We start from the raw sequence: 26,507 nt of genomic DNA on the forward strand, positions 1-26,507 counted from the left end.
CAGCTCTCTCCCCCACACCGCCGAGTCGAACATGCCGGTGGTCAGCGTCTACCGGCTCAGAGGCTCGACTCGAGAGAATTGAACGATTCAATCCGCAGATCCTCATATCTCAAGACGTCGCCCTGTGCGAGCGGTTGAGCCCTGATCAGTTCAACGTGCCTGGTCAAACAGGTTGTTCATTCCCCTGCTCTCAGGCAGCCCGCTCAATACTTGCGAGAAGTCTTGACGTCCGCAATGCCCGAGCCTAGCGTCTGCGCCTGCGATGTAAAACGATTCAACCCGCAAGCGCGGCCAGGCACTTCCTCTCCAAGGGGGTCGGCGCCGGCCGCGCGTGCGTGCCTGCCCGTACCGCCGAAGGGAGTTCCGTACGTTGCCCGCATCACGCGACATCGCCGGCCCGCCCCGCCGCCAGGTGCTGTTCACCGCCTCTGCCGCGGCCGCCGTCACCACCCTCGGATCCGTCCCGTCCGCTCGCGCGGCCGACCATGGCCCCTATGCGCCGCCAAGGGGCACCCGTCCCGCCCTCGCCGCCTTCGACCTGTCGGACGTCCGGCTCCTGGAAAGCCCGTTCCTCGCCAACATGCGGCGCACCAGCGCCTATCTGCTCTTCGTGGACCCGGACCGGCTCCTGCACAGCTTCCGTCTGAACGCGGGCCTGCCCTCCGCGGCCGAACCCTGCGGCGGCTGGGAAGCCCCCGATGTCCAACTGCGCGGCCACACGACGGGCCACCTGCTCAGCGCCCTCGCCCAGGCCCACGCCAACACCGGCGTGTCGGCGTACGCCGACAAGGGGCGCCTCCTGGTCGACGCACTCGCCGCATGCCAACGCGCCGCGCCCGCGGCCGGTTTCACCCCGGGCTACCTCTCTGCCTTCCCCGAGCAGGTCTTCGCCCAGTTGGAGGCGGGCGGCAAGCCCTGGGCGCCGTACTACACGCTGCACAAGATCATGGCGGGGCTGCTCGACCAGTACCGGCTCTGCGGGAACGGCCAAGCCCTCGACGTACTGCGGGAGATGGCCGCCTGGGCCGACGCGCGCACCGCTCCGCTGCCGTACGAGCAGATGCAGAACCTGCTCAAGGTGGAGTTCGGCGGCATGAACGAGGTGCTGACGAGGCTGTACCTGGAGACGGGCGACCCGGCGCACCTGCGCACCGCGCGCCGCTTCGACCACGAGGAGCTGTACGCGCCGCTGGCCGCCGGCCGTGACGAACTCGCCGGGCACCACGCCAACACGGAGATAGCCAAGATCGTCGGAACGGTTCCCTCCTACGAAGCCACGGGCGAGAACCGCTACCTGGACATCGCGGAAACCTTCTGGACGACCGTCGTCCGCCATCACTCGTACGCCATCGGCGGCAACTCCAACCAGGAGCTCTTCGGGCCGCCGGACGAGATCGTCAGCAGACTCTCCGCGGTCACCTGCGAGAACTGCAACAGCTACAACATGCTCAAGCTCGGCCGGAGTCTCTTCCTGCACCGCCCCGAGCGGTCGGAGTACATGGACCACTACGAGTGGACCCTCTACAACCAGATGCTGGGTGAGCAGGATCCCGACTCCGCGCACGGGTTCGTGACCTACTACACCGGCCTGTGGGCGGGCTCGCAGCGTGAGCCCAAGGGCGGACTGGGTGCCGCGTCGGGAAGCTACAGCGGCGACTACGACAACTTCTCGTGCGACCACGGCACCGGACTGGAGACGCACACCAAGTTCGCCGACTCCGTCTACTTCCGCTCCCGTGACATCCGCTCACCCGCCCTCTACGTCAGCCTCTTCATCCCCTCCGAAGTCCGCTGGCGGCAGACGGGTGTGACGCTGCGTCAAGAAACGCGGTATCCGGACGAAGGCAGCACACGCCTGACCGTCAAGGCGGGCCGGGGACGCTTCGCGCTGCACCTCAGGATCCCCGCCTGGGTGGCCGACACCGGACGCGACGCCGTACTCAAGGTCAACGGTCGGCCGGTCCCAGGCCGCGTCCGCCCCGGCGCGTACGCGGCGGTCGAGCGGTCCTGGCGCACGGGCGACACCGTCGAACTCACCCTGCCCCGACGGCCCGTGTGGACCGCGGCGCCCGACAACCCACAGGTGACAGCGCTGTCGTACGGCCCCCTCGTCCTGGCGGGCGAGTACGGCGACACCGAACTCGCCACCGTCCCGGCCATCCGTCCCGCATCGCTGCGCCCGGTCGAAGGCACCTCCACCCGCTTCACCGCACTCTCCGAAGCCGGTTCCGTGAGCCTGCGGCCGTTCCACGAGATCCAGCACCAGCGCTACAACGTCTACTGGGCCGTGGCCCCGCCCCGAGGGCGCGAACGGGATGTCGCCCGCTACCCGTTGGACGAGGCGACCGGCAACCCGGCCGACACCACGGGCCGCTTCGCCGACGCGACCCTCGCCGCCGGAGCGCGGTGGGCCGACGACGGCACGGGACCGTCCGTCCAGCTGGACGGAACCGGCGGTCACGTCGCCCTGCCCCCGGGCCTGTTGAGCGGTCTGGACGAGGTGACGATCAGCGTGCGGGTCCGTGCTGACGCCCTCGCCGCCTCGGCGCGCGTCTTCGACTTCGGCTATCACAAGGACACGTATCTGTTCCTGGCCGTCACCACCGGCGCCGGCCGCGCCCGGGCCGCGCTGAAGATCGCGGGCATGGAGCGCGAGGACTTCATCGACGCCGACGGACCGCTTCCGGTCGGGAGGTGGACCCATGTCGCGCTCACCCTGGGCGGCGGCACCGGTGTGCTCTACCTCGACGGCACCGAGGCCGGCCGCAACTCCGCCATGGTGTCCGGGCCCCTGCTGCTCGGCGTGACCACCCGCTCGTACCTCGGGCGCTCGCAGAACACCAGCCACCCCTACCTGAACGGCGCCGTACGCGACCTGCGTGTGCACAACCGCGCCCTCACGGGGGCCGAGGTGGCCCGCCTCGCCGCCGGCTGACCGGCCCCGCCGCCCTTCCTTCCCACACCCGCACTCCGCAGGAGTACACGCATGTCCGACTCCACCCCCGCCGCCCGCCCCGAAGGCCACCTGTCCAGACGCGGCTTCGTCGCCGCGGCGGGCGCCGGCACCGCCGTCGCGACCGGGTTGACCGGTCTCGGCCTCGCCGTTCCGGCTGCCGCCGCGTCCGCGCCGTCACCGGACACCGTCGCCGCCTTCTCCACCCGCCGCTTCACCGACCCGCCCCGGGACAGCCGCCCTACCGTCTACTGGTACTGGAACGGCCCTGTCACCCCGGAGCTGGTCGACCGGCAGCTGGCCGACCTGCGCGACAAGGGCATGTACGAGGTCATCCTCTTCTCCTTCGACAACGACGCCATGCGGCCCGTCTTCTTCACCGAGGAATGGTTCGACGTCGTCGAGCACGTGCTGCGCACGGCCCAACGCACCGGTATGCGGGTCTGGCTCTTCAACGACGACCACTTCCCGAGCGGCAGGGCCGGCGAGTTCATCGTCAAGGGCGGCACCGTCGGCTCCCGTACCTACCAACCCCGCCCCGACCTCCGGCTGAAGGCCCTGTGGCGCTCCACCACCGTGGTCGAGGGCCCGGCCCGTGCCGACCTGCGCCGCAGCACCGGCGTGGGCGTGGAGACCGGTCACCTGGTCGCCGATTCCGCCGTACTGGGCGGTACGACCGTGCTGCGCGGCAGCGAGCGCTGGAGCGACCTCGCCGTCACCGCGAACGCCAAGGCGGACCATACCGCCGCCGGGCTGGTCGTGCGCGCCTCCACCGACGGCCTCGACGGCTACGCCGTCACCTTCGACCAGACCGGCGTGGTCACCGTGCTGCGCCTGACCCGCGACGCGGGCCCCGTCACGCTGCTGACCAGTACCCGCACCGACGGCTTCAACAAGACGAAATACCACACGCTCGTCGTGACCATGAGCGGGAGTTCCCTCACCGTCACCCTCGACGGCCGTGCCAAGGGCACCGTCGACGACGACCGGTACGCGACCGGTGGGGTGGGGGTGCGCGCGGTCGGCGACGAACGCGGTCTGTGGGAGGACCTCACCGTGACCACGCCCGACGGCGGCACGGTGTACTCCACGGCCTTCGACAACGCGGCCGTCGCCGGCGACTTCCCCGAACGGGCGTCACTCGGCGTCCGGGCCGCCGCCGCGGCCGCCCGCCCGGTGGGATCCACGGACGCGGCTGACGTCGTCGACCTGACGGGCCGTCTCGCCAAGGACGGCACCTGGCAGGTCCCGGAGGGCCGTTGGCAGATCGACCTGTTCGGCGGGGTCCCGCTGATCGACGACTCCCAGGGCTACAGCCGCAGTTACGTCGACCTCCTCGACGACGAACCCGTAGAGCTCTTCCTCGACATCGTGCCCGGCGAGTACCACCGCCGCTTCCACCGCTGGTTCGGGACCGTCGTGCCCGGCTTCTGGGACGACGAACCCTACTTCGCCTCCGCCGAGGCCCATTTCAAGCGACTTCCCTGGTCACCCACGCTCGATCGGGCCCTGCGCGACGTGGGAGCCGAACCCGGCGTCGCCTACGCCAGCGCCTTCGACGACCTCGGTCGCACCGGCCGCATCACCCGCGGCCTGTACTGGCAGGCAGTCTCCAACCGGTTCGCCCGCTACTTCCGGGCCCAGGCCTCCTGGTGCGAGGACCGGGGAGTCGCCCTCATCACCAACCCGCTCTACGACGAGACGGCGCCCGCGAAACGCATCCCCAGCACCGGCGACCTGCACAAGGTCAACCAGTGGGCGCAGGTGCCCGGCGGCGACATCATCACCGCCGAATACGTGGCGGGAGAGCAGACCATGCTGCCCCGCAACCCGGTCTCGGTCGCTCACCAGATGGGCCGGGAGCGGACCCTGATGGAGATGTTCGGCAACATGGGCTGGCAGGTCACCCCCGGTTTCGTGCACGCGACCGTCGGCGCCCAGGCCGCTCGTGGCGTCAACCTGACCGTGCTGCACGCCCTGTGGACCGACGAGGCCGTGGTCTACTTCCCGCCGCCCTTCGGGCCGCGCGCCCCCTGGTGGTGGTCCATGCGTCCGCTGGCCGAATGGATCGGCCGGGTCATGGAGGCCGTGCGCGGCACCTCCGCCGCGCGCACCGCACTGCTCCAGCCCCAGCGGGCCGCCGAACAGTGGACAGGCACCGACCGGCAGAGCGCACTCGACAGCGCGCTCAGCGACGCCGCCTACGCGTTGGAACGCGCCCAGGTCGACTTCGACCTCCTCCACGAGGGCGCCCTCACCGGCGATCCCGAACTGCTGGCCCACGCCCGGGTGCGCTCCGGACGCCTGGCCGTGGGAGCCGCCCGCTATGACCTGGTCGTCCTGCCCGAGACGCCGACCCTGGACACCGCCACGGTCCGGGCCCTGAACGACTTCGCGCGGGCCGGCGGTACCGTCGTCGCCGTCGGCCCGCTGCCCGCCGACGAGGCCGACGCCCACGACCGTTCCCTCACCCGCGCCCTGAACGACCTGTTCACCGGCACGGCCCCCGGCAGCCGGATCCTCGGCCGGGGACGCGCGGTGCGCGTCGCCGATGTCGGAGGTCTGGGCACCGCCGCCCAGGACGCCGGGGCCGCCGCGGCCGTCCTCGAACCCGCCCGGGAGACGGTCCGCGTCCTTCGCGTCACCCGGGGCGACGACACCGCTTTCCTCTTCAACAACGAGGGCTCGGCAGCGGTGGCGACCACCGCCGTCCTGCCCGCCGAGGGGGTCCCCGAGCTGTGGGACCCGGTGACCGGCTCGGCCGGAACCGCGCCCGTGTACCGGGTGAGCAAGCGCGGCCTGCACGTCCCGCTCGGCTTCGCACCGTACGAGACCCGTGTCGTCGTCGTCCGCGCCCACGGCACAGCGGGCCCGCACCTCACGGACGCCCCGGTCGACGTCCTCGCCGTCAAACGCCACGGTCTCGGCCTGCGGGCCACCATCGAGGTGGCCGAGCCCGGGACCCACACGCTCACCGGCACCGACGCGGGTCGCACCTACCGCGGCACGGTCCACGTCGACGACCCGCTGACCCCGGTCCCCGTCACCGGCGACTGGACGCTCGCCCTGGAACGCGAGAACGACACGCCCGTCACCGGCCCGCTCGGCAGCTGGACCACGTACGCGCCGCTGTTCTCCGGCAGCGGCACCTACACCAAGGAGGTCGACGTGTCCGGCGCGCTCCTCGACGGGCGCAGGGTGCTGCTCGACCTCGGAGACGTACGCGACGTCGCGGGCGTGACCGTCAACGGCACCGCTCTCCCCCCGCTGCTGTGGGCGCCCTTCGTCACCGACGTCACCGCGCTGCTGATGCCCGGCCGCAACCGGATCGCCGTACGGGTCGCCAACACCCTCTCCAACGAACGCAACAAGCCCCTTCCCTCCGGTCTGCTCGGCCCGGTCACCCTGCGCTTCAGGCGCCGGGCCGACGCCGACCTGAACCGTGTGTAACGAGCCGCTCCGTCACGAAGGACCCTGATGCTCAGATCCGGACCACGCCTCGGACGCCGGCGCCTCGCCGCCCTGCTGTCCGCCACGCTGACCGTCCTCGTCACCGTCGTGTCCGCCACCGTCCCGGCCGCCGCCACGACCACCAGCTCACTCACCCCCGTCCATCTGCGCACCCAACACCTCGACGAGGCGCTCGGCATCGACGACACCACCCCCGACCTCAGCTGGCAGACCGACGCCCGCACCGCCGACGTACTCCAGAGCGCCTACCACGTCCAGGCCGCCACCTCGGCGGAGCGGCTGCGCTCCGGCCGACCCGACCTGTGGGACTCGGGGAAGGTCGCCTCCGCGGTACCGGACACCACCTACGCGGGCCGCGCGCTCGGCTCCCGCACCCGTGTGTACTGGCGTGTACGGCTCTGGTCCGACAGCCGCCGGGCCTCTGGCTGGAGCGCGCCGGCCGCCTTCGAGACGGGTCTGACGAAAGCCGGTGACTGGCACGCCCAGTGGATCACCCACCCCGAATGGCGGCTCAGCGACCGGAAGATCGAGCCCGTCGTGGTCCACCTGCCCCGCACGACGGCCCGCTACCTGCGACTCGACGTCACCCGTCTCGGTCTGCCGCTCAAGGAGAGCGTCGACGCCCGCACGTGGCGTCTCCAGCTGGGCGAGATCGACGTACGGGACTCCGGGACCGGGACGGCCGGGCTCGCCGTGGGCGCCGCGGTCACCGCCTCCGAGACCTACACGATCCGCAAGACCTACGAACCCGCCCTCGCCGTCGACGGTTTGACGAACAGCGCCCTGCAGACGGCCGCCGGGTACTCGAGCGGCGCCCACACCTCCGCCGACACCTCGGCCGCTCCCGTCACCCTCACCCTGGACCTGAAGTCGGCCAAGACCTTCGACCAGGTGGCGCTCTACCCGCGCGCCGACGTCCTCACCGCCGACGGCAACGTCCCCGACTTCCCCGTGGACTACGTCCTTTCGGCGTCCGACGCCCCGGCCGGACCCTTCGCCCCGCTCGCCCAAGTGGCGGGCCAACAGCCCCCGAAGCCCTACCTACCGGCCGGACTTCCGCTGCTGGCCGACGACTTCACGCTCCCGCATGGCATCCGCAGCGCGCGGCTCCACATTGCCGGACTCGGCATCTACGACGCCACCGTCAACGGCGAGCCCGTCGGGGACGCGGTGCTGGAGCCCGCCAACACCGACTACCGCGAACGCGTCCAGTACGCCACCTACGACGTCACCGACCGGCTGCGCACCGGCGCCAACACGCTCGGTGTGGCCCTCGGCAACGGCATGTCCAACGTCATCAGTACCGCCGACCGCTACCGCAAGCTGTACGGGAACATCAGCGACCCCAAGGTCATCGCCCAGTTGGAGGTCACCCTCGCCGACGGCACCCGCCGCACCGTGACCAGCGGCGACGACTGGCGCACCACGCTCGGCCCCACCACCTCCAGCAACTGGTACGGCGGCGAGGACTACGACGCCCGCCGGGAGATCCCGCACTGGGACGAGCCGGCGGGCGACCACCGCTCCTGGGAGAACGCCGTGACCGTCGCCGCTCCGGGATCCCCCGGCGCCCCGGCCGCGCTCAGCGCCCGTGAGACCGAACCGATCCGGGTCGTGCAGACCCTCACCGGCGAGGAGGTAGACGGCGCCGCCGGCAGCCGCGTCTTCGACCTCGGCCGCAACATCGCGGGCTGGCCGGAGATCACCGTCAGCGCACCCGCCGGCACCGAGATCCGCGTCTACCCGGCCGAGAGCCTCAAGGACGGCCACGCCTTCCAGTCGATCAGCAACGTCGGCGCGCCCCTGTGGGACAGCTACACCACCCGCGACAGCCGGACCGCCACCTGGCATCCCACGTTCGGCTACCACGGTTTCCGCTACCTGGAGTTGAAGGGCGTGCCCGAGGGCGCGACGGTCTCGGTGCGCGGCAAGGTCCTGCGCACCGACAACGCCTCCGCCGGTGACTTCACCAGCTCCGACCCTCTCATCAACGGCATCCACGGCATCATCCGCCGGGCCGTCGAGGGCAACATGATGAGTGTCCTCACCGACTGCCCGAGCCGGGAGAAGCTCGGCTGGCTGGAGCAGGACCAGTTGGTCTTCCCGGCCCTCGCCGCCAACTTCGACATGGAGGCGTATCTCCGCAAGATCGTCCGTGACATGGCCGACGCGCAGACCACCGAGGGTCTGATCCCGAGCACCGTCCCCGAGTACACGAGCCTGCCCGGCGCCTACCGCAACGACTCCAACTGGGGCGGCGCCTTCGTCCTGGTGCCGTGGCAGCTCTACACGACCTACGGCGACCGGGACACCCTGCGCACCTACTACCCGCGTATGAAGCAGTACGCGGCCTTCCTCAAGACCCAGGTGTCCGACGGCATCCTCGACTACGGTCTGGGCGACTGGTTCACTCCGGACCGCACCTTCCCGCGCGCGGTCGCCGGTACCTACGGCTACTGGCGCGTCGTCGACGCCCTGTCCCGGATCGCCACGGTCCTCGGCGACGACACGGCCGGCGCCGGCTACCGGTCCGAGGCCGACGCATCGGCCCGGGCCCTCACCTCGAAGTACTACGACACGGCCACCGGTACGTTCGGGGGCGGCGGCCAGGGCGCGGAGGCGCTCGCTCTCGACATGGGCGCCTATCCGGCGGGCGAGGAGAACCGGCTGCTGACCCACTTCACCTCGTCCGTCGCCGCCGCCGGTGACCACCTGCTGCTCGGCGAGATCTCCCTGCCCGCCGCGTTCCGTGTGCTGTCCGCCGCGGGACGCGACGACGTCGTGTACCGCATCGCCACCCGGACGACGAGCCCCAGCTACGGCTACCAGGTGCTCGCCGGCAACACCACGCTCGGCGAGTCCTGGGACGGCGGTCCCGGTCAGTCGCAGAACCACTTCATGCTCGGCGCCGTCGACTCCTGGTTCACCGGGCGGGTCGCGGGCATCGAGCAGACGGCCGGCTCCGTGGGCTACCGCGAACTCCTCGTCCGTCCCGCGGCGGTGGGCGGTCTGACCTCCGCGTCGGGCTCCTACCGCACCCCGTACGGACTCGCCCGCACGGACTGGACTCGTACGGCCGAGGCCTTCCGCCTCACGGTGGACGTCCCCGCGGGGAGTACGGCCGAGGTCCACGTCCCGGCCGACGGCGGCCACGCGACCGCCCCCGGCAAGGCGAGGCTGCTGCGTACCACGGCCACCGAAGCCGTGTACGAGATCGGCTCCGGCAGCTGGACGTTCCGGTCGACGCCGCCGTCCGGCGACTCGGCGGCCACGTCCTGACGGGCCGCGGGTGGTGCCGACCCCGTGCAGCGGGATCGGCACCACCCGCACCAGGGACTATCGCGTGTGCTGACCACACAGCTTTGGCGACTTGGGTCACCGCACCCCGACCCGCACGGGGCGGTAATCTCTGCGCTCGACCGGATGTTCCGCCGGGCAGTCGAAGGGTGGGGGCAATGGGGGTTGCGCGGCAGGTCGGGACGGGAGCGAGGTCCGAGTCGGGGTCGGGGCCGGAGAGAGATCCGAGTCCGCTGCCGGCCCTCGGGATGTTCATCGTGCTGGCCGCAGTGCTCGAACGCTGTCTGTCGCTGCTCGGTGGACCGGAGACGTACGTACTCTGCGATGACCTCGGAGAACTGTCCCGACGACTCGACCGGGAAGCGAGCGTGAACCGGTGGCTCCTGCTGGCCGGCCTCGTGCTGTCCGTGGCAGCCCTGGTCATCCCACGCGTACGCCGCGGACGAGTTCTTCCCGTGCTCATGCTGGTTTCGGTTCTGATCTCCGTGGTTCTCGCGGACGGCCATGCGGCGCGCGCGGATGCCGTCGCCCTGCGGATCTCGACCTCCCAGACCTGCGACGAACCCACGAACGTCTATGACACTTCCCGGGGCTGGTTCAACTGGAATCCACTGGGCTGACCCCGCACGAACTCGTCGGGGCTCACAGGGAATCAACATGCTGGAGAACGCTCACACCCCGGGACGACCGTGGCCCGTAGTTCTCTCACCAAGGCGCGCACGACGGCGGACCCGGCCAGTTCGGAGGCGGTGACATCGCCGACCTGGCGTGTCGGGCGTTCGGGGCCGAGATCAGTGATCTCGACCGAGTTCGGTGCTCCGACCAGGGAGAGCGTGGGCATGATCGCCATTCCGTGCCCTCCGCTCACCAAGGAGAGCACCGCTCCGTCGTCCTCGGCCTCGACGGTCGCCTTCGGGATCCAGTCCTGTGCGGCCCACCAACCGCGGGTGTACGAACCACAGTTCTCGGCCCAGTCGACCAGTGGCAGCGAGCGCGGGGCCTCGTGACCCGTCGTGTGCACCAGGGCATACGGCTCTTCGAAGAGTTCGGTCGCGACAAGGCCCGGTGGAAGCGGCAGAGAGCCACCCAGCGTGGCGATGGCCACGTCGGCTTTGCCGTCGGCTACTTCGCCCGCTGTGCCGCGCCCCACCTCGCGTACGATCCGCACCCGCGGCTCGATCCCGGGGTGCCGGGCGCTTAGGCGCCGCAGTACGGGCGGCAGCAGGTGGAGAGCCGCGCTGCGGAAAGCCGCAATCCGCAGCAGCCCCTCCGCGGCATCGGGCCGGGCCGCGGCACGCGCCTCGGCGGTCAGGACGTCCAGCAGGCGCAGGACGCGGCGGGCGTGCGCGACGGCCCTCTCTCCGGCAAGGGTGGGGCGGGCGCCTGTGCGGCCCCGTTCGAAGAGGACGGCACCGACCTTGCGCTCGCTGCCCCGAACCGAGTGGGAGACCGCGGACTGGGTCAGGCCGAGTGTGCCGGCCGCGGTCGAGAAGCCGCCGGTGTCCGCGATCGCCACCAGGACGCGCAGTTCCTGCGGGACGAGATCGGAGTCGGTCGTGCGGGCCATGGGGCGCTCACCTCAACGTATGAGAACTGCTCATGGGACGGTGCGTCGCATGAGCCCAACCGGCTGCCCAGGAGGCGCATTCCCGCTCTACGGTCCCAGGCATGAACGAGACCGCGCTCACCGTGCACCAGACCGCCCGCCCCCACGGATTCCCCACCGTCGAGCACTTCGCCTTCGTCGAGTCGGCTCTTCCCGCCCCCGTCGCCGGCAGCGCGCTCGTGGAGAACCTCTACTGGTCCGTCGACCCCTACCACCGCGAGATGATGGACGACGTGCCCGGCGGCTTCGCGCTCGGCACTCCGCTGGAGGGCCGCACCATCGGGCGGGTGATCGCCTCGCGCACACCTCGGCTCGCCGAGGGCGATGTGGTGATGCACCGGCAGGGCTGGCGCACTCACGCGGTGGTCGGACCCGAGAACGTCCGGCAGCTGCCCCGCTTCGACGGGGTGCCCCTGACCGCTTTCCTGAGCACGCTCGGCGGCACCGGTCTGACCGCCTATGTGGGCCTGACCCGGATCGCCCGACTCCAGGAGGGGGAGGACCTGTTCGTGTCGGCCGCCGCGGGCGGGGTCGGCACAGCGACCGGGCGGTTCGCCAGACTGCTCCAAGCCGGACGGCTCGTGGGCAGCGCGGGTTCGACGGCCAAGGCGGCCCACCTCGTGCGGGAGGTGGGTTATGACGCCGCTTTCGACTACCACGACGGGCCCGTGGCCGACCTGCTCGGCAAGGCCGCACCCGGCGGCATCGACGTGTTCGTCGACAACGTCGGCGGCGAGCAGCTGTCCGCGGCGGTGGGAGCGCTGCGCGAGTTCGGGCGCATCGTCCGGGTCGGCACGATCAGCCAGTACAACACCCCCGACGCGCCGTCGCCCCGCTTCGACTATGCGGACATCGTCGAGAAGAGCATCCGCATGGAGGGCTTCCTGGTCAGCAACTACCGCGACGTGCAGGAGGAGTTGTACGAGTTCGCGGTACCGCGTCTGCAGAGCGGCCGGCTCGCCCTGGACGAGACCCTCGTCGACGGTTTCGAGCACATCGTGGACGCATTCCTGGGAATGCTGCGCGGCGAGAACACCGGCAAGATCATCGTGCGAGACCGCACACAGGTCCCACCGGCGAACTGACACCGCCGGGACCCGCGCGCTCTTCCCGCCCCGTCCAGGCCCCGTCGTCGCCCTGCGATGCTGCACGCCGGCAAGGGCTACGACTACGGGCACAACCGGTCGGTGTGAGGCTCCGACGCTGCCGACCGGGACGCGAAAGGGCATGACCTCCGGCTCGGTCTCGGTCTGCTTCGCGTGGGCCTGGCCGTCGTCCAGGTCCGACCGGGCGATGACGCCCGGCTCGCTGTCGGCGAGTGAATGCGGAAGCAGTCCACTCGAAAGCAGCCACACTTTGAGACGGACAACGACCTCCTGCCCTCGTCCGTCGCACCCAGCGACCAGGACCCTGAGGGAGTTTGCGCAGTGCGCCCTGCCTACGGTCGGGCTACCAGGTGAGCGGGGAGGCACCCAACGGCTCGGCCGAACGCGTCAGGCGGGGGCGCAGTGTCGAGTAGGTGATCCTCGTCGGCAAGTAGGCCACTTCACCGAACGGGCCGTCGACAGTTTCCAGTTCGGCTTGTGCCGCAGTCAGGTCGGGAACCGGTAGGTCCGCCACCAGGTGGCGCGGAAAGAGACCGAGATCCTGAATCCACATGGGGATTCTGGCCAGGTCGACATGAACCCGGTAGCTGCCGCCTTCCCTGGCCCGACGGCGCAGTGCTTCGAGCGTTCCGGCAGCCCCAAGAATGGCCGCTATGTAGTCGTTGAGCAGACCGGTCGGCGGCATGCGAGGTCCGTCGAAGGACCCTTCCTCAGCGGCGAAACCGGTCGCCGCGCAGGCGAGTTGGTCAAAGCCGCCGCGTTGTGACCACGGCCCGGTCGTGCCCCAGCCATGGATCTCGAGCACGACCAGGCCGGGCCGGCGCTCGACCAGCGCGAGCGGACCGAAGCCCTTCTCGTCGAGGCCGATGTAGTTGCTCGCGTACACGTCGGCCTCGGCGAGCACTCGCCAGAACTCTTGCGCTTGCGCGGATTTGGTCAGGTCGCAGAAGGCCGCACGCTTTCCGATCCCGGTCTCGACGATCATGCAGTTCGGGTCGGCATGCGCCGGGTGGGACATATGCAGTACCTCGGCGCCCAGTTCCCCGGTTATCCGGGTCGCCATGGGACCGGAGATGACATGCGTGTTGTCCAGCACACGCAACCCGCTGAGCGGCAATGCGTCGCTGCGCGTCACGTCCAAGGGCGGGAACGGCTCAGGCGCGCCGTCTGCGATCTTCTCGATCCGGATCAACGGACCGTCCGCGAGTTGTCGGCCTTGTGGGTGGGAGCGCCACTCTCCTCGGGTCCGCACTGCGGTCGCGGTGCCACCGCGAGCACAGATCGCCTCTTCGAGATCGAGAGCGTCCCAGCGTGCGATCGCGTCGGCCATTCGCCGGCGATCCGGCGGGCAGTCGAGCACTGCGCAGACGATGTCCCGCAACTGGGGATAGGGCATCATCACATGGATATACCGGCCGTCCCCGGCTCGGTAGAAGTCGCTGTTCCCGAGCAGATTTCGGTCTTCCAGGATCTCGAAAACACCGACACCCCTGGCTCTGGTCAGGTGAATCGCCATGAGCTGATGCAGAGCGGAGTCCACTGACACCGCCACGTCCTGTCCCTGTCCCCCGCGCTCTCGCCACACGACAGCCGCCTCCGTACCGAGCGCCGCGAGGGCGGCCGCGGCCGCGTCACCGATGCGGTGCACCGAAGGAGCCACCGGATCGGCACCTTGGATCGATACTTTGCCGCCCGTGTCGGCCTCATCGATTCCCAGTTCCCGGTACAGACCATCAAGAACATCACTCGGCGCCACAGTCAGCGTTTCACTGACGAAGTCCGTCGCATTCCCACTCTCTGAACGCATCAGCTGAACATCCCTTGCTCTCGTGGACATGTAGATGGATCGACTACTCAAGCGATGAGTAATGGGTGATCAAACGGCGAGCAACTACGCGCACGGAATTCATGGTCCAGCACGTAGAGGAGTGACCGAGCGCTCCGTTGAATGGAGCAAGGCCAGTACCGCTCTTCCGTCCGACCTCCGACTCAGAGAACGGATCGGCCGCCGTCGATCAGGAGAGTCTGGCCTGTGATGTAGGAACCCGCGGGGGAGGCGAAGAGCAGTACGGCGCCCACGACTTCGGCCGGCTCGGCGATGCGGCCCAGCGCTGTCTTGTGGCCGGCGGCTTCTTCGCGAAGGGGGTCGGACCACAGGACCTCGGAGAAGCGGGTTCGCACCGTGGCCGGAGCGATCAGATTCGCTCGCACGCCGCGGTCGCCCCACTCGGCGGCGATGTTTCTGACGAGTGAGTTCAGGGCTGCCTTGGCCGCACCGTAGACGCCCAGAATCGGTGAGGCCCGCACGGAGGCGATACTGGAGGTGACGACGACACTTCCGCCTCCGGCGCCGGCTAGGCGGGGCAGGAAGTTCTGGATGAGTTCCAGATTGTTGAAGACCGTGGTGGAGAAGGCCCGTTCGACGTCCTGTCGGCCGGCTTCCGCAAGCGGGCCGTTCGGGGTGAAGCCGCCCGCATGCACGATCAGACTGTCGATCCTGCCGAACCGCTGAAAGGCACGCTCGGCCAGAGAGCGGGCACTGGCGGCATCGCTGATGTCGCACACGATGCCCCCGACGTCGACGCCCTCCGAACCCAGCCGCGCGCGAGCGGTTTCGAGGTCCGCATCGTCATGGCTGGAGATCACCGTTCGCGCACCCACGTGCGCGAGTCCACGTGCGATCTCCAGCCCCATGCCGGCCGTCGATCCGGTGACCAGCGCGGTCTGCCCCGTCATGCCGAAGGGGCCCTTCACGCCGGCGCTCCCTCATCGGCCCGGTCGAGGAACTCGTTGACACGTGCGGCGAACATCTCCGCGTACTGGAAGAGAAAGCCGTGCCCGGAGTCCGGGTAGACGGCCAGCTCGGCGTTGGGCAGACGCTGCGCCATGATGAACGAGTTGATCGTGGGGACCATCACGTCGTCGTGGCCGTTGGCAACCAGGACAGGGTGGTGCAGCCGACCCAGCTCCGGGTAGGCAGTGTCGCCGCCCGTGGAGAAGTGCTTGATGGCCTCGATCTGCTGCCCGTACGAATCCGGGCCGACTTCCGGCTCCCGGTCCGCGCGGCGGTGCGTCCGCTCCCACAGACCGTCGCCGGCGCGTATCCCCGCGCCGGACTCGGTGAAGAACAGGACGCGCAGCGCCGCCAGATCCATCTGCGGTGCCGATCGCAGCGGGCCCACCTGGGGCTTCGAGGGCAGAACGCCCTCTCCCGCACCCGGCCCCGTTCCCGCGAGAACCACGCGGCGCACCACCTCGGGGAAGCCCAGGGCCAGACGCTGAGCGACATAGCCGCCCAGCGAGAACCCGATCACGTCCACCGGCCCCCGAGCAACGGCCGTGATGAAGGCTGCGGCAGCCTGTGCCATCTCGGTGACGGTGCCCTGAGTCCTGCCACCGGACCGCCCGATGCCCGCGTTGTCGAACAGGATCACCGGCCGCTCTGCGGCGAGGGCATCGACGAGCAGTGGGTCCCAGTCGTCCATCGTGCCGCGGAACCGGTTCAGGAAGACGAGCGGAGTTCCGGTGGCCGCGCCGAAGCCGCGGTAGGCGAAGCGGATGCCGTCCACCTCCACGAACGAGTCCGGGGCGTCGAGGGAGAAAGGTGTCATGGCGGTTTCCTGTCCGAGGAGCTGGTAAGTGGTAGCTGCACTGTCCTGCATGCCCGACCGTGCGAGTCGGCTCCGTTCGACAGTTTTGTATCGCCCATTCAAAAAAGGTGATCGAATTCGGATATTCGGAACCGCTGCCGGTACGTATACGCCGAGTGACTCCGGGTAGCGTCACTTTCGAGGTAAGTTTGGAATTCAAATCCACTGATGTATGATGTGGTTCCGGTAGGGATGTCCGGTTGGTGTGAAGGTCGTCCCTGGCGGGGCACAGCGTCCGACAACGGCGCCAAGCCCTGGGTGATCGCGGTCGCAGTGGTGCGACCGGAGTGCGCTCGCTCCCGTGTCATCTCGGATCGGGCACGCCGACCCAGCAGGGACGCGCAGGTGTGGCGCCTGGAGCCGGAACGCCGGAATGTCAGCTCAAGCGAACCGGGAGCGTGCTGATGTCGACGATCGGGAAAGCAGGTCGGCTTCTGGACCTCTTCACTGCCGCGACGCCGGAGTGGGGAGTCAGCGAGGTCGCCGCTTCACTCGGCATCCCTCGCTCCACTGCACACTTCTTGCTCACCAGCCTCACCGAGACGGGGCTCCTGCAGGTGCGGCGACGAGGCCGCTACGAGCTCGGCTGGCGCGTGTTCGAACTCGGCGAGGTCCAGCGCTCAGCATCGACCCTCGCCCCCGCGGCAAGGCCCGTCATGGAGACCGTCGTCCGGCGGTTCAGCGAGACAGTCTGCCTCGGCGTGTTCCTGCGGGAGTCCGTGCTCTTCATCCACAAGGTGGTCGGGGACACCCCGCTGTCGGTGATGGGACCGCGCGTCGGCGCCCGGAAAGAGGCTCATGGCTTCGCTTCGGGCCGCGCGCTGCTTGCCGCGCTACCTCAGCAGACGGTGGAAGAACAGTTGCGCGGACGCGAACTCCGTACCCCCACCAGCGACTCGCTCGTCGACCCCGACGAACTGCTGCGCGAGCTGGAGACGATCCGTCGCACTGGAGTCGCGTTCGACCACGGCGAGGCTGTGCCGGATGTGGGGTGTGTGGCCACGGGGATCAGAGGACCCCAGGGAGATGTCGTAGCGTCGCTCAGCATCAGTGCGCCCTTGCGCCGCTTCTCCACTCACGAGAGGGAATTCGTCACGGCGGTGCGGGGGGCCGCGGCCAAGGTGTCGGAGCGGTTGCGTTCGCCTGACTGGTCAGCTTGGTAGAGCGCCGCAACACACGCGGCGCGGGCTTCCTGATCCCACTGAGCATGTCGTTCGACCTCCGCTGATCAACTTCTGTCGCGTCCGGGTCCTTGCCAGTGGCTTCGCTGCTGGTCGGTGACCACGGCGAACCATCGCTCTGCCACCGGCCCGTTCGGCACAGCCGCTCTGGCCCGGTCAGCCGGCCGGGTCGGCCAACCGGGCCACAAGCGGTGAAGCCGAAGTCGCCGGCTTCCTTCAGGTAGGCGGCGTTGGCCTGCCGATACAGGCCGACATCGAGTGCGTAGCCGTCACGGTCGCCTGCCCCTTGCTCGGCCGATCGCGCCCTGGAGGAAGGAGTCGGCGGCGACATAGTGCGACCTGATCGACGCCAACGAGCCGATGTCCTTCGTGGCCATGCCGGTAGCAGCGGGGTAGGAGGTCCAGGCGAGGCCCATCTGCTCACGGCTGTTCAGGACGTCCAGGTCATCGGCGACGACCCTGGCGAATCCTGTGCCCGTGTTCTGGTTCGGGACCCGTCTCAGGTACCGCGACCTTCTCGGCGCCGGACTCACGCACGTCGCCAACTCCGTCCACGCCGTCAGAAGTTGTCATGCGTCATGAGTACCGGCTCAGCGACCGTCAGCGAAGTCCGTCGCCTGCGCAGGTTGTCGACGCGTGACTCAGCGTCCTGCCGTCCGCGCGGCAAGCGGCAAGCGGCAAGCGGCACAGCGAGTCTCTGGGCGCGTGTGACGCGTCGTCGGGAAGTTGTACGGGCGGGGCGCGGGACGCGTGGCCGGTCCGGTGGGAGACGACGACGTCGGGGGCGACGGTTTCCGCGTGCCGGATCTTCTGTCCCGGGCGTTGTCAGAGGCATCAGGCACACTGCGCCGTATGACCTTGGTGACCGCGCACGACTACGCCTGGATCCGCACCTCGCCGCTCTTTCGCCCCATGATGGAGAGCGGATACACCCTGACACTGATATCGGGGCGGACCCCGCGCGAGGTGCTGCGCGCGATGGAGCGGCTTCGACGGCGGTCTGGGGATCGCGGCGCCGTGCGCGGAGATGCTGTCGAAGGGCGGCCGGGTCGTGGCGCACTCGACCAACGGCGGCAAGCCCATCCACCTCTTCCACTGGTTCGAGGACGGTGAGCTCCGTACGACGTTCGAGGTCCCCTCGTCGCGCGACGGCAGCACCCCCGATGAATTGGTCCCCCTGCTGCGGGAAGTCCGCCTCCCTCTGACCTCCGAGGGAGAGCACGACGAGAGCGCCCCCGACGTCGACCGGAAGGCGGCGGTCCTCGCTCTGGCCGAGAGACTCACCGGCGTACGCGTCACCGAAGCCCTGCTCCAGGACGCTACGTACGAGCTGGGACTCGTTCCCGAGCAGCCCGCCGAGGAGTGGACGAGCGTGGTCGTCGACATCACCGACGCCCACGGGGAGCGCCTGCACAAGGAGTGGAGCTACGAGGAGATCGTGACGGCGTCGGACCGCGTACGGGCGGGGGCAAACGCGCCGGTGGTGATCACCTACAACGATGCGCCGGCCAGGGGTCGTTCGGAGCACGAGACAGGTGAGTAGCGAGCGAGCACGTAGAGGGTGACCCGGCGTACTTGCCGCCCTCGGCGGGGGGCCCGGAGTGGGGATGCCGCACCCGTCGCGCATCAACTGGTGTTCGCTGCCTGTATTTCGCCGGTCGACCGGCGACGGACTCGGACGCGGTACCGCCTTTTTCGTCAGCTGTGTCGCCGACGTGAGGCGCTGAATGTACCGAGAGTAACGATTACTTGGCCGATCTGACGCTTTTGGCACTGCCGGCATTGAAGCGCGCCTTCTTCTGACGATTCCCGCAGGTGTTCATGTCGCACCATTTGCGGGTGCGGCTCTGACTGGTGTCGAAGAAGGCGGCTCGGCAGGTTGGCGATGCGCACAAGGCCAACTTCCCGTCTCGTTCACCTGCGATGATGCTGATCGCGTCGGCGGCGACAACGCTCAGGGCGTCCTCCACGGAGGAGGTCGAGCCAAGTCGCCACTGCCGATTGCTCTCAGGCGTCAAGACGGCCGCGGCCCGACCCTGAGTGCTGCAGTCATTGATGATCTGGACAGCAGACACAGGAAGAGGGTCTCGGCGCGCGGCCGCTGTCGCAGCGGCGTGAATTGATTCCCTCAGCTCCCAAGCCCGTTCGAGCTGGGTGGTGGTGCAGGACTCCACGGCGAGGCCACTCACCGCCAGCCAGTCGACGAGTCGGTGCGGCGTGGGGATGCGCTCCACAGGGTCGCCATGACGCTCCGACAGGGTCCCCGTGAAGCTGGTCGCCAGCACCTTGCCGAGACGGAAGTCGGGGAACCGAGCACTCATGGAACCACCTTAGCTGGTTGCACGCCGGCATCGAGAGCTGCTAGAACCGGCTTAGCCGGTTCCGATGGGCGCCACCTCGGTTCCCCGATCACCAGGAGGTCTCATGTCCACGCGCTGGTGCGTCACCGACGCTGCGGCCGCCATTGATCGCCGCGTTGTCTCCACGGCGGCTCACCTCGGCGGGGGCATCTCATGAACCGTCAAACGCGCGACGTGCAAGCATTCGAAGCCCACGCGACCGACACCGACCTCGACGACCTGCGCGCGCGACTGGCCGCGGCACGGCTGCCGGAGGCCGAGACGGTGTACCGCGCCGCGCCCGATCCTCACCGATGGGAACAGGGCGTTCCTCTCGCCGACCTCGTGGACGTCGTGAACTACTGGCGCACCGGGTACAACTGGCGGTCGTTCGAAACGCGCCTCAACCAGATCGGCCAGTTCCGTACGACCATTGACGATCTGGGAATCCACTTCCTGCACCGCCGGTCCAGCCGCGCGGACGCCACCCCTCTGATCTTGACACACGGCTGGCCAGGCAGCATTGCCGAGTTCACCCACGTGATAGACGAACTGGCAGATCCGAAAAACGCGGACACGCCGGCGTTCCACGTCGTAGTCCCGTCGCTGCCAGGTTTTGGTTACAGCGACAAGCCGACCACCACCGGGTGGGGAATCGAGAAGATCGCGGCCGCATGGGTGGAACTGATGGCACGGCTCGGCTACGGCAAGTTCGTAGCCCACGGCGGCGACTGGGGAGGTGTGATCACCACGGTCCTCGGCGGCAGGTTCCCCGAGCACGTTCTCGGCATCCACACGACGACCGCGCAGGCACCGCCCGGGTTGACAACGGACGGGCTGACGGCGGCCGAACGCGAATGGACCGAGGAAACCCGCGATTTCTGGCGCCACCGCGCGGCGTACGCGAAGCAGCAGGCGACCCGACCGCAGACCATCGGATACTCGCTCGTCGACTCACCAGTCGGGCTTCTCGCCTGGATCCTCGACAAGTTCGCCGAGTGGACGGATACCGAAGACAGCCCGTTCGAGACGATTTCCAGGGACAGCGTCCTTGACGACATCACCCTGTATTGGCTGACGCGAACCGGCGCGTCGTCGGCCCGCATCTACTACGAAAGCCACAACTCGCTCGACCCCGAACTTCGGGTCGACGTCCCGTCAGCAATCAGTATGTATCCCCGCGACATCGAGAAGTGTCCGCGCGCCTGGGCACAGAAGCGGTTCCGCCAGATCGTCCGATGGAGGTCGGCCGAAACCGGCGGACATTTCCCGTCGTTGGAGGTTCCCGAGTATTTCGTCAGGGACCTGCAAGAGGGCCTCGCGGCAGTGCTGGCCGCTCACTGACATGGGGCATGACGTCGTCGACGACATTGGGCATGACGTCGTCGACGCCGACGTGGAGGCGTGAGGCCGGGGGCTGACTGCGCAGGCCGTGCGACGCCGAGGGCGGTCGGAGGAGGCACGCGTTGCGCGACCGGCCCCTCGACGCCCTGCTGACGGTGCTGCTCGGGTCGACCGTCTGCCTGGTGGACGTGCGGCAGGCGATGACGCCGAGCAGGGGTCGATGGTCGCGCTCGCCTTCGCTGGGGCGGTGACGGGGTGGTGTCACGAACGACAGCACCGACGCCGTCACCTCCCGTATCTAGGGTTCCATGGCGTCCCCGCACTCCGTCGCCGCCTCGGCGAGTGCGCGTACCAGCGGGGTCGCGCGGTCGGTGCGCCAGATCAGGGCCCACCGGACGGGCGGGGCGTCGTGGAGGGGAAGGAAGGCGACGTCCGGCTGCGTGGTGTAGCGACGCCCCTCGTCGGGGACCGTGCATACCACATCACCTGCCGCGACGAAGGCCAGGATCTCGTAGAACGTGGCGACGGCCGGGCCGCGGCGGACAGGGCGTCCGGCCGGTGTGCGGGCCGGCAGGACCGCGCTCTCCCAGTAGGCGGGAGGAGGGCCGTTCAGGCGCGGCACGAGGTGGTCACCGAGCACCTCCAAGCTCACCGACTCCTGCCGGGCGAGCGGGTGGTCGGTGGCCACCATCAGGTGGAGGGGTTCCTCGCGCAGCACCACGCCGACGGTCAGGTCCGGTTCGCGAACGGGCAGCCAGGTGGCCACCGCGTCGACCTCACCGGCCCGCAAGGCTCCGAACGGATCGCTGAAGAACACCTCCCTGAACCGGAGTTCGACGGACGGGTGCTTGGCCCGGAAATGGGTGAGGACCGGGCGCATGTCGTGCATCTGTGCACCCATGCCCCCCAGCGTCAACGTGCCGGACGGATGGCGGGCGATGGTGGTCACCTCGGCCATGGCTTCCTGGATGCCCTCGTATGCCGGCTTCAGCCGCTGGAACAGCACCTCTCCGACGGGGGTCATCCGCACATGGCGACTGGTCCGCTCGAAGAGCTGAGCGCCGATGGCGCGTTCCTGCTTCTTGATCGCCTGACTGACACGGGCCGGGGAGACATGCAGGCGCTCGGCGCTGCGGCCGAAGTGGAGTTCCTCCGCGAGCATCAGGAAGATCTCTATGTCCCGCAGTTCCATTCCGCCCCCGGTTCCCTCATGGCCCCCGAATCCATGAGCTCCGGGTTAACGATCATAACAAGATATGCCGTTGCTCCCAGGCTGCTCGCTCGGCATGCTGGGTGCCGAGCCGGACGGCCGTCCCCGCAGGTGACGGCATGAACCGGCACGAGACACCGGGATCGGCTCGCTCGATCCAGCCGACGGCCCGCAAACCCCGGACCGCGCGGTAGCCGCGTACCTCACCGTCCCCGGGCTTCGCGCCCCGGGCCCCGGCCGCCGCGCACGAACCCCCACGGAGCGATTCCCACGTGCCATTCGACCCGAGCGCTGCCCGGACACCTGACCCGGCCACGCTCCACCCGCTGCCTGCACACGAGCGGGTCGCCTTCCTCAAGCCCCTGGTCGCCGGATCCCACGTCGTGGCAGGTGACTTCACCTACTACGACGACCCCGACGGCGCGACCGACCTCGTGCAGCGCAATGTGCTCTACGCCTACGGTCCGGAACGGCTGGTCATCGGCAAGTACTGCGCGATCGGCACGGGCACTCGATTCCTGATGGCGGGTGCCGAACACCCGTCGATGGGGGTGTCCACCTTCCCCTTCACCATGTTCGGTGGGGAGTGGGCCGAGCAGACCCTCGACATCGTCACCGGCATGCCCAGCCGCGGGGACACGGTGGTCGGCAACGACGTGTGGTTCGGATACGGCGCCACCGTGATGCCGGGGGTACGGATCGGTGACGGTGCCGTGATCGCGGCCGGTGCGATGGTCACCGCCGACGTGCCGCCCTACACCGTCGTGGGCGGGAACCCGGCCAGAACGATCAGACAGCGCTTCGACGACCGCGACGTCGAACGGCTGGTGCGCGCCGCCTGGTGGGACTGGCCCGTCGCGCTGGTGACCACGCACGCGCGCACCATCATGGCCGGTTCCCCACAGGACATCGAGCGCATCGCCGCCGCCGAAGGTCTGGAGCAGCAGTGACGACGCGGACCGTCGAAGAGTACGCGGTGTCCGGTCGCGACAGCGGCCCGTACGCGATCACCACCGGCCCGGACGGCGCGCTGTGGTTCACCATGGTGCACAGCGGCCAGATCGGCCGACTCGTCCCGGGACAGGAGCCGACCAGCCATCAGATCGCCCCGGACAGCGGTCCGACGGTCATCGGTGCCGGGCCGGACGGCGCCCTGTGGTTCACCCAGTACCGGGCGCACCGGATCGGCCGGATCACGACGGCCGGCCACACGACGGAGTTCGCGCTTCCGACCGCGCGGTGCGGTCCCTTCGGTATCGCCGCAGGCCCGGACGGCGCGCTGTGGTTCACCGAAACCGCCACCGACCGCATCGGACGCCTCACCACCGACGGGTCGGTCACGGAGTATCCACTGCCGTGCACCGGCGCGTTCCCCTCCGCGATCGCCGCGGCCGGGGACGCGATGTGGTTCACGATGAACCAGGCCAACGCCATCGGCCGCATCGGCATGGACGGCCGCATCACGATCCACGAGCTGCCCACCGAGGCCGCCGCCCCGGTGGGTATCGCCGCGAGCCATGACGGTGGCGTCTGGTTCACCGAGATCGCCGCCGGTCAGATCGGTCACCGCGCGCCCGACGGCCGGATCACCGAGTATCCGCTGCCCGACCGCTCGGCCCGGCCGCACGCCGTCACCACCGACACCGACGGCACCGCGTGGTTCACCGAATGGGCCGGCAACCGCGTCGGCTCGATCACCGCCGACGGCACGGTCACCGGCCACGATCTGCCCACCCCGGCCTCCGAACCGCACGGGATCACGGTGGGCCCGGACGGCGCCCTGTGGACGGCCCTGGAGACAGGCGCCCTGGCCCGTATCTCCCCCACCGCCACAACCGACTTCACCACCGGAACCGACATCACCACCGGAACCGACATCACCAGCAGGAACACCGAACAGAGGAACACCCCATGAAATACGCACTCGTGATCTTCGAGACGCACGCGTCACGCGCCCGGATCCAGGCCGACCGCGACGCCCACCGCAAGGCGTACGAGACGTGGATCGGCGAGCTCGCGGCGGCGGGAAAGCTGGCGGGCGGCGACGCCCTCGACACCGAGCACCAGGGCCCCGTCACCGTGCGCAAGACGACGGACGGGTCCGTGGCCGTGACCGAGGGACCCGTACACAGCGGCGAGGAGACCCTCGGCGGCTGGTTCATCCTGGACGTGGCCGACCACGCCGAGGCCATCGAGCTGGCCCGCGGCTTCCCCACCCCGGAGGCGCTCGAAATCCGCCCCGTCCTCGAATCGGCCTGAGGGGCAGGTGGCCCTCGCCGCCCTCAGCCCGGACGTCCGGCATGCCTGACCGGCACGCCGGACGGGTCCCAAGCGCCCCACCCTTCACAGGAGTTGACTTGATACCGCCATCGGTGAGCTACCGACCCCTGGCCGGCCCCGAGGAGATCGAACTCTTCTGCCGGCTCCGCTACGTCCTGGACCACGAGCTGACCGACGACTTCGCCAACGGATTCCGCCGCCCTGAGTGGACCTGGGTGGCCCTGGACGGCGACCGCCTCCTCGCCCGGCTCGCCTGGTGGGCGACCCCGGGCAGTGACATCCCACTGCAGTTCGACTTCTTCGACATCGACGACACGCTGCCCAAGGCCGACCGCGACGAGATCGGCTCGCGACTGTTCACGACAGCGACGGCGACCGTCTTCCCGTCGGGTGCCCGGTTGCCGGAGTACGGCCGCTTCGTCCCGCCCGACTGGCATGAGGACCCCGCCGCCCGCGAGGTGGTCGAATCCCGGACGCGCGTGCTGGAGGGCACCGGCGCACGGCTCCTGGTCGAGCGGCTGCGGCTGCAGTGGACCCCCTCGTCCCCACTCCCGGAAGCCAAGGAGCGTCTCGTCTTCCGCCCGGTGGTCGGCCGCGAGGACCTCCTCGCCCTGATGACCCCGGTCATGGATGGCACCCTGGACGCCCACGGCCAGGCGGACCTGACATCCGGACTGAGCCCCCGCGAGGCCGCAGAGCGGCACTACGACGGAGAGTTCGCCGGATTCACGAGCCCGCACGAATGGTGGCGCATCGCCGAACTGCCCGACGGCGGCGGCCCGGTGGGCTTCGTGATCCCGGCCCGCAACAGCTACCACCCGATCATCGCGTACATCGGTGTGCTGCCCGCACACCGCGGCAACGGCTACATCGACGACATCCTCGCCGAGGGCACACGCATCCTGGCTGCCGAGGGCGTCGACCGGATCAGGGCATCGACGGACCTCGGCAACATCCCCATGGCGAAAGCCTTCGCCCGCGCCGGATACGCCAACTTCGAACGCTCCCTCAACCTGGTCTGGGACTGACCCCACCTGCCGCTCGGGTCCTGGGTCGCTGCGGCCGCCGCGCGCACCGTGGGCTCGGCGCCTCAGCTCGGCGTGCGCGCGGTGCCGACGAACGCTCCGCTTCGCCGACCCCGCTCGGCACCCGCCGGCGGGCGTCCTCGGCGCGGGGCGGCTGCCGCGGCCCGTCGACCGCCGGCACCTGGACAGCGGCGAGCGGTGGCCACGTCGGCGTCGACGCCGCCGGCCGATGGCGCCACCATGCACGCCGGCGCCGCCCCCACCGCCCCCGCCGACATCCCCCACACCACGCCATCCGCGTGATCGACGCAAGCGGCCCCGGTCGGGGTGCCATGACCAGGAGGGCACTCGTCGGGAGCGGCAGCAGGGCCCCGACGTCGCCGTGCCGGCACATGGAGTCCCACGGCCGCCGGACTGCTCCGTACGCCTAGGTCCTTGCCTCCCGGACCGCAGCAGTCCTCAGCCTTGGTGGCCCCGGCACTGCCTCGTGCCGCCGGGAGCCGCCGCCCTGGTCGCGCCGGGCCACCTCCTCACCCGGACAGGGGACTTCCGGTCCTGGTCGCACCCTGGGTCGTGCTGCGGTGGCTACGGTATGGCTCATGTCACCAGAGATGACTGCAGATCAGGTCATGCGCGCCGTCGCCGCGCTGGAAGCGGCGTGGGCCCGCGACGACGACGCACTGGCCGTTCTGGTGCAGAGCGGGCATGGCGAGCGACCGCTCGCGGAGCTGGTCGCCCAGTACGGCGCCAGCCGACTGCACTGCATGGTGCTCATCGTCACCGGCATCGCCAACCTGGACGGAGCCGACCAGCAGGAGGCACTGGCGGAGCTGCAGAAGGGCCTCGTCCCGCACATGACCTCGGTGGCGATGACCATGATGTCCGGCTGGGCTCTCGCCGCGGGTGCGGACGTCCAGGCGACCGGCAACCTCGCCCGCCGCATCCTGCAGGCGATCCTCTCCTTCACCACGGTCGGGGACGACCCACAGGAAGTGCGGGCCTTGTTCGCCTACCTGCGGGAAGACGCCGTGGCTCATCTGTGACC

General features: G+C 69.6%; 20 protein-coding genes and 1 pseudogene. 14 read left to right on the forward strand and 7 right to left on the reverse strand.

Features of this window, described 5'->3' with window-relative positions:
* Positions 1-370: 370 nt before the first annotated feature.
* The 4 genes from OG199_RS03415 (at position 371) to OG199_RS03430 (ending at position 10,341) form a co-directional block, all read left to right on the forward strand.
* The gene (locus tag OG199_RS03415) at positions 371-2,935 is read left to right on the forward strand and encodes a beta-L-arabinofuranosidase domain-containing protein (RefSeq protein ID WP_405827845.1); all 2,565 of its coding nucleotides are present in this window, start codon (positions 371-373) and stop codon (positions 2,933-2,935) included.
* 51 nt (positions 2,936-2,986) lie between these two features.
* Positions 2,987-6,403: a glycosyl hydrolase gene (locus tag OG199_RS03420; protein ID WP_405827847.1), complete on the forward strand. Its 3,417-nt coding sequence runs from the start codon at positions 2,987-2,989 to the stop codon at positions 6,401-6,403.
* A gap of 27 nt (positions 6,404-6,430) precedes the next feature.
* Complete coding sequence (locus tag OG199_RS03425) at positions 6,431-9,703, forward strand: family 78 glycoside hydrolase catalytic domain (RefSeq protein ID WP_405827849.1); 3,273 nt, start codon at positions 6,431-6,433, stop codon at positions 9,701-9,703.
* Between the two features lie 275 nt (positions 9,704-9,978).
* Positions 9,979-10,341 (forward strand): hypothetical protein, encoded by a 363-nt coding sequence (locus OG199_RS03430; RefSeq protein WP_356804516.1) that lies wholly within the window; start codon positions 9,979-9,981, stop codon positions 10,339-10,341.
* A gap of 32 nt (positions 10,342-10,373) precedes the next feature.
* Here the strand turns inward: OG199_RS03430 and OG199_RS03435 are convergent, their stop codons facing one another.
* The gene (locus OG199_RS03435; RefSeq protein WP_405827851.1) at positions 10,374-11,288 is read right to left on the reverse strand and encodes a LysR family transcriptional regulator; all 915 of its coding nucleotides are present in this window, start codon (positions 11,286-11,288) and stop codon (positions 10,374-10,376) included.
* A 101-nt stretch (positions 11,289-11,389) separates the two neighbouring features.
* Here OG199_RS03435 and OG199_RS03440 point away from each other — a divergent pair, with 101 nt between their 5' ends.
* Positions 11,390-12,412 carry an NADP-dependent oxidoreductase gene (locus OG199_RS03440; RefSeq protein WP_405827853.1) on the forward strand — a complete coding sequence of 341 codons (1,023 nt, stop codon included), beginning with the start codon at positions 11,390-11,392 and terminating at the stop codon, positions 12,410-12,412.
* Positions 12,413-12,776: 364 nt separating this feature from the next.
* On the opposite strand, the gene OG199_RS03445 is transcribed toward OG199_RS03440, so the two are convergent.
* The 3 genes from OG199_RS03445 to OG199_RS03455 all read right to left on the reverse strand — a co-directional run bounded on the left by OG199_RS03445 (position 12,777) and on the right by OG199_RS03455 (position 16,044).
* Positions 12,777-14,240 (reverse strand): CoA transferase, encoded by a 1,464-nt coding sequence (locus OG199_RS03445; RefSeq protein WP_405827855.1) that lies wholly within the window; start codon positions 14,238-14,240, stop codon positions 12,777-12,779.
* 182 nt (positions 14,241-14,422) lie between these two features.
* Positions 14,423-15,187 (reverse strand): SDR family oxidoreductase, encoded by a 765-nt coding sequence (locus OG199_RS03450; protein WP_356808795.1) that lies wholly within the window; start codon positions 15,185-15,187, stop codon positions 14,423-14,425.
* Positions 15,184-16,044 (reverse strand): alpha/beta fold hydrolase, encoded by an 861-nt coding sequence (locus OG199_RS03455; RefSeq protein ID WP_405827857.1) that lies wholly within the window; start codon positions 16,042-16,044, stop codon positions 15,184-15,186. The genes OG199_RS03450 and OG199_RS03455 overlap by 4 nt, the downstream gene beginning before the upstream one ends.
* Before the next feature lie 443 nt (positions 16,045-16,487).
* Between OG199_RS03455 and OG199_RS03460 the strand changes: the two genes are divergently transcribed.
* Positions 16,488-17,246: an IclR family transcriptional regulator gene (locus tag OG199_RS03460; RefSeq protein ID WP_356808793.1), complete on the forward strand. Its 759-nt coding sequence runs from the start codon at positions 16,488-16,490 to the stop codon at positions 17,244-17,246.
* 287 nt (positions 17,247-17,533) lie between these two features.
* Here the strand turns inward: OG199_RS03460 and OG199_RS03465 are convergent, their stop codons facing one another.
* Positions 17,534-17,797, reverse strand: coding sequence for a hypothetical protein (locus tag OG199_RS03465; RefSeq protein WP_405827859.1), 264 nt, complete (start codon positions 17,795-17,797; stop codon positions 17,534-17,536).
* Positions 17,798-18,179: 382 nt separating this feature from the next.
* Between OG199_RS03465 and OG199_RS03470 the strand changes: the two are divergent.
* Positions 18,180-18,807: pseudogene (locus tag OG199_RS03470) on the forward strand (DUF6461 domain-containing protein).
* A gap of 202 nt (positions 18,808-19,009) precedes the next feature.
* Here the strand turns inward: OG199_RS03470 and OG199_RS03475 are convergent.
* On the reverse strand, positions 19,010-19,585 hold the full coding sequence (locus OG199_RS03475) for a CGNR zinc finger domain-containing protein (RefSeq protein WP_405827861.1): 576 nt from the start codon (positions 19,583-19,585) through the stop codon (positions 19,010-19,012).
* A gap of 192 nt (positions 19,586-19,777) precedes the next feature.
* Here OG199_RS03475 and OG199_RS03480 point away from each other — a divergent pair, with 192 nt between their 5' ends.
* Both OG199_RS03480 and OG199_RS03485 read left to right on the forward strand, forming a co-directional pair.
* Positions 19,778-20,947: an epoxide hydrolase family protein gene (locus OG199_RS03480; protein WP_356807736.1), complete on the forward strand. Its 1,170-nt coding sequence runs from the start codon at positions 19,778-19,780 to the stop codon at positions 20,945-20,947.
* Positions 20,948-21,069: 122 nt separating this feature from the next.
* Positions 21,070-21,198, forward strand: coding sequence for a hypothetical protein (locus OG199_RS03485; RefSeq protein ID WP_405827863.1), 129 nt, complete (start codon positions 21,070-21,072; stop codon positions 21,196-21,198).
* Between the two features lie 47 nt (positions 21,199-21,245).
* Here the strand turns inward: OG199_RS03485 and OG199_RS03490 are convergent, their stop codons facing one another.
* Complete coding sequence (locus OG199_RS03490; protein ID WP_401809099.1) at positions 21,246-22,139, reverse strand: LysR family transcriptional regulator; 894 nt, start codon at positions 22,137-22,139, stop codon at positions 21,246-21,248.
* Positions 22,140-22,429: 290 nt separating this feature from the next.
* Between OG199_RS03490 and OG199_RS03495 the strand changes: the two genes are divergently transcribed.
* The 5 genes from OG199_RS03495 (at position 22,430) to OG199_RS03515 (ending at position 26,505) form a co-directional block, all read left to right on the forward strand.
* Positions 22,430-23,107: a CatB-related O-acetyltransferase gene (locus OG199_RS03495; RefSeq protein WP_405827865.1), complete on the forward strand. Its 678-nt coding sequence runs from the start codon at positions 22,430-22,432 to the stop codon at positions 23,105-23,107.
* The gene (locus OG199_RS03500) at positions 23,104-24,072 is read left to right on the forward strand and encodes a virginiamycin B lyase (protein ID WP_405827867.1); all 969 of its coding nucleotides are present in this window, start codon (positions 23,104-23,106) and stop codon (positions 24,070-24,072) included. Before OG199_RS03495 ends, OG199_RS03500 begins: the two co-directional genes overlap by 4 nt.
* On the forward strand, positions 24,069-24,416 hold the full coding sequence (locus OG199_RS03505; protein WP_405827868.1) for a YciI family protein: 348 nt from the start codon (positions 24,069-24,071) through the stop codon (positions 24,414-24,416). Before OG199_RS03500 ends, OG199_RS03505 begins: the two co-directional genes overlap by 4 nt.
* 113 nt (positions 24,417-24,529) lie before the next feature.
* Entirely contained in the window at positions 24,530-25,465 is a 936-nt protein-coding gene (locus OG199_RS03510; protein WP_405827870.1) for a GNAT family N-acetyltransferase, read from the forward strand.
* 608 nt (positions 25,466-26,073) lie between these two features.
* Entirely contained in the window at positions 26,074-26,505 is a 432-nt protein-coding gene (locus OG199_RS03515) for a hypothetical protein (protein ID WP_405827872.1), read from the forward strand.
* The last annotated feature ends 2 nt before the right edge of the window (positions 26,506-26,507 follow it).

The sequence above is a fragment of the Streptomyces sp. NBC_01176 genome (assembly GCF_045039825.1).
Lineage (GTDB): Bacteria > Actinomycetota > Actinomycetes > Streptomycetales > Streptomycetaceae > Streptomyces.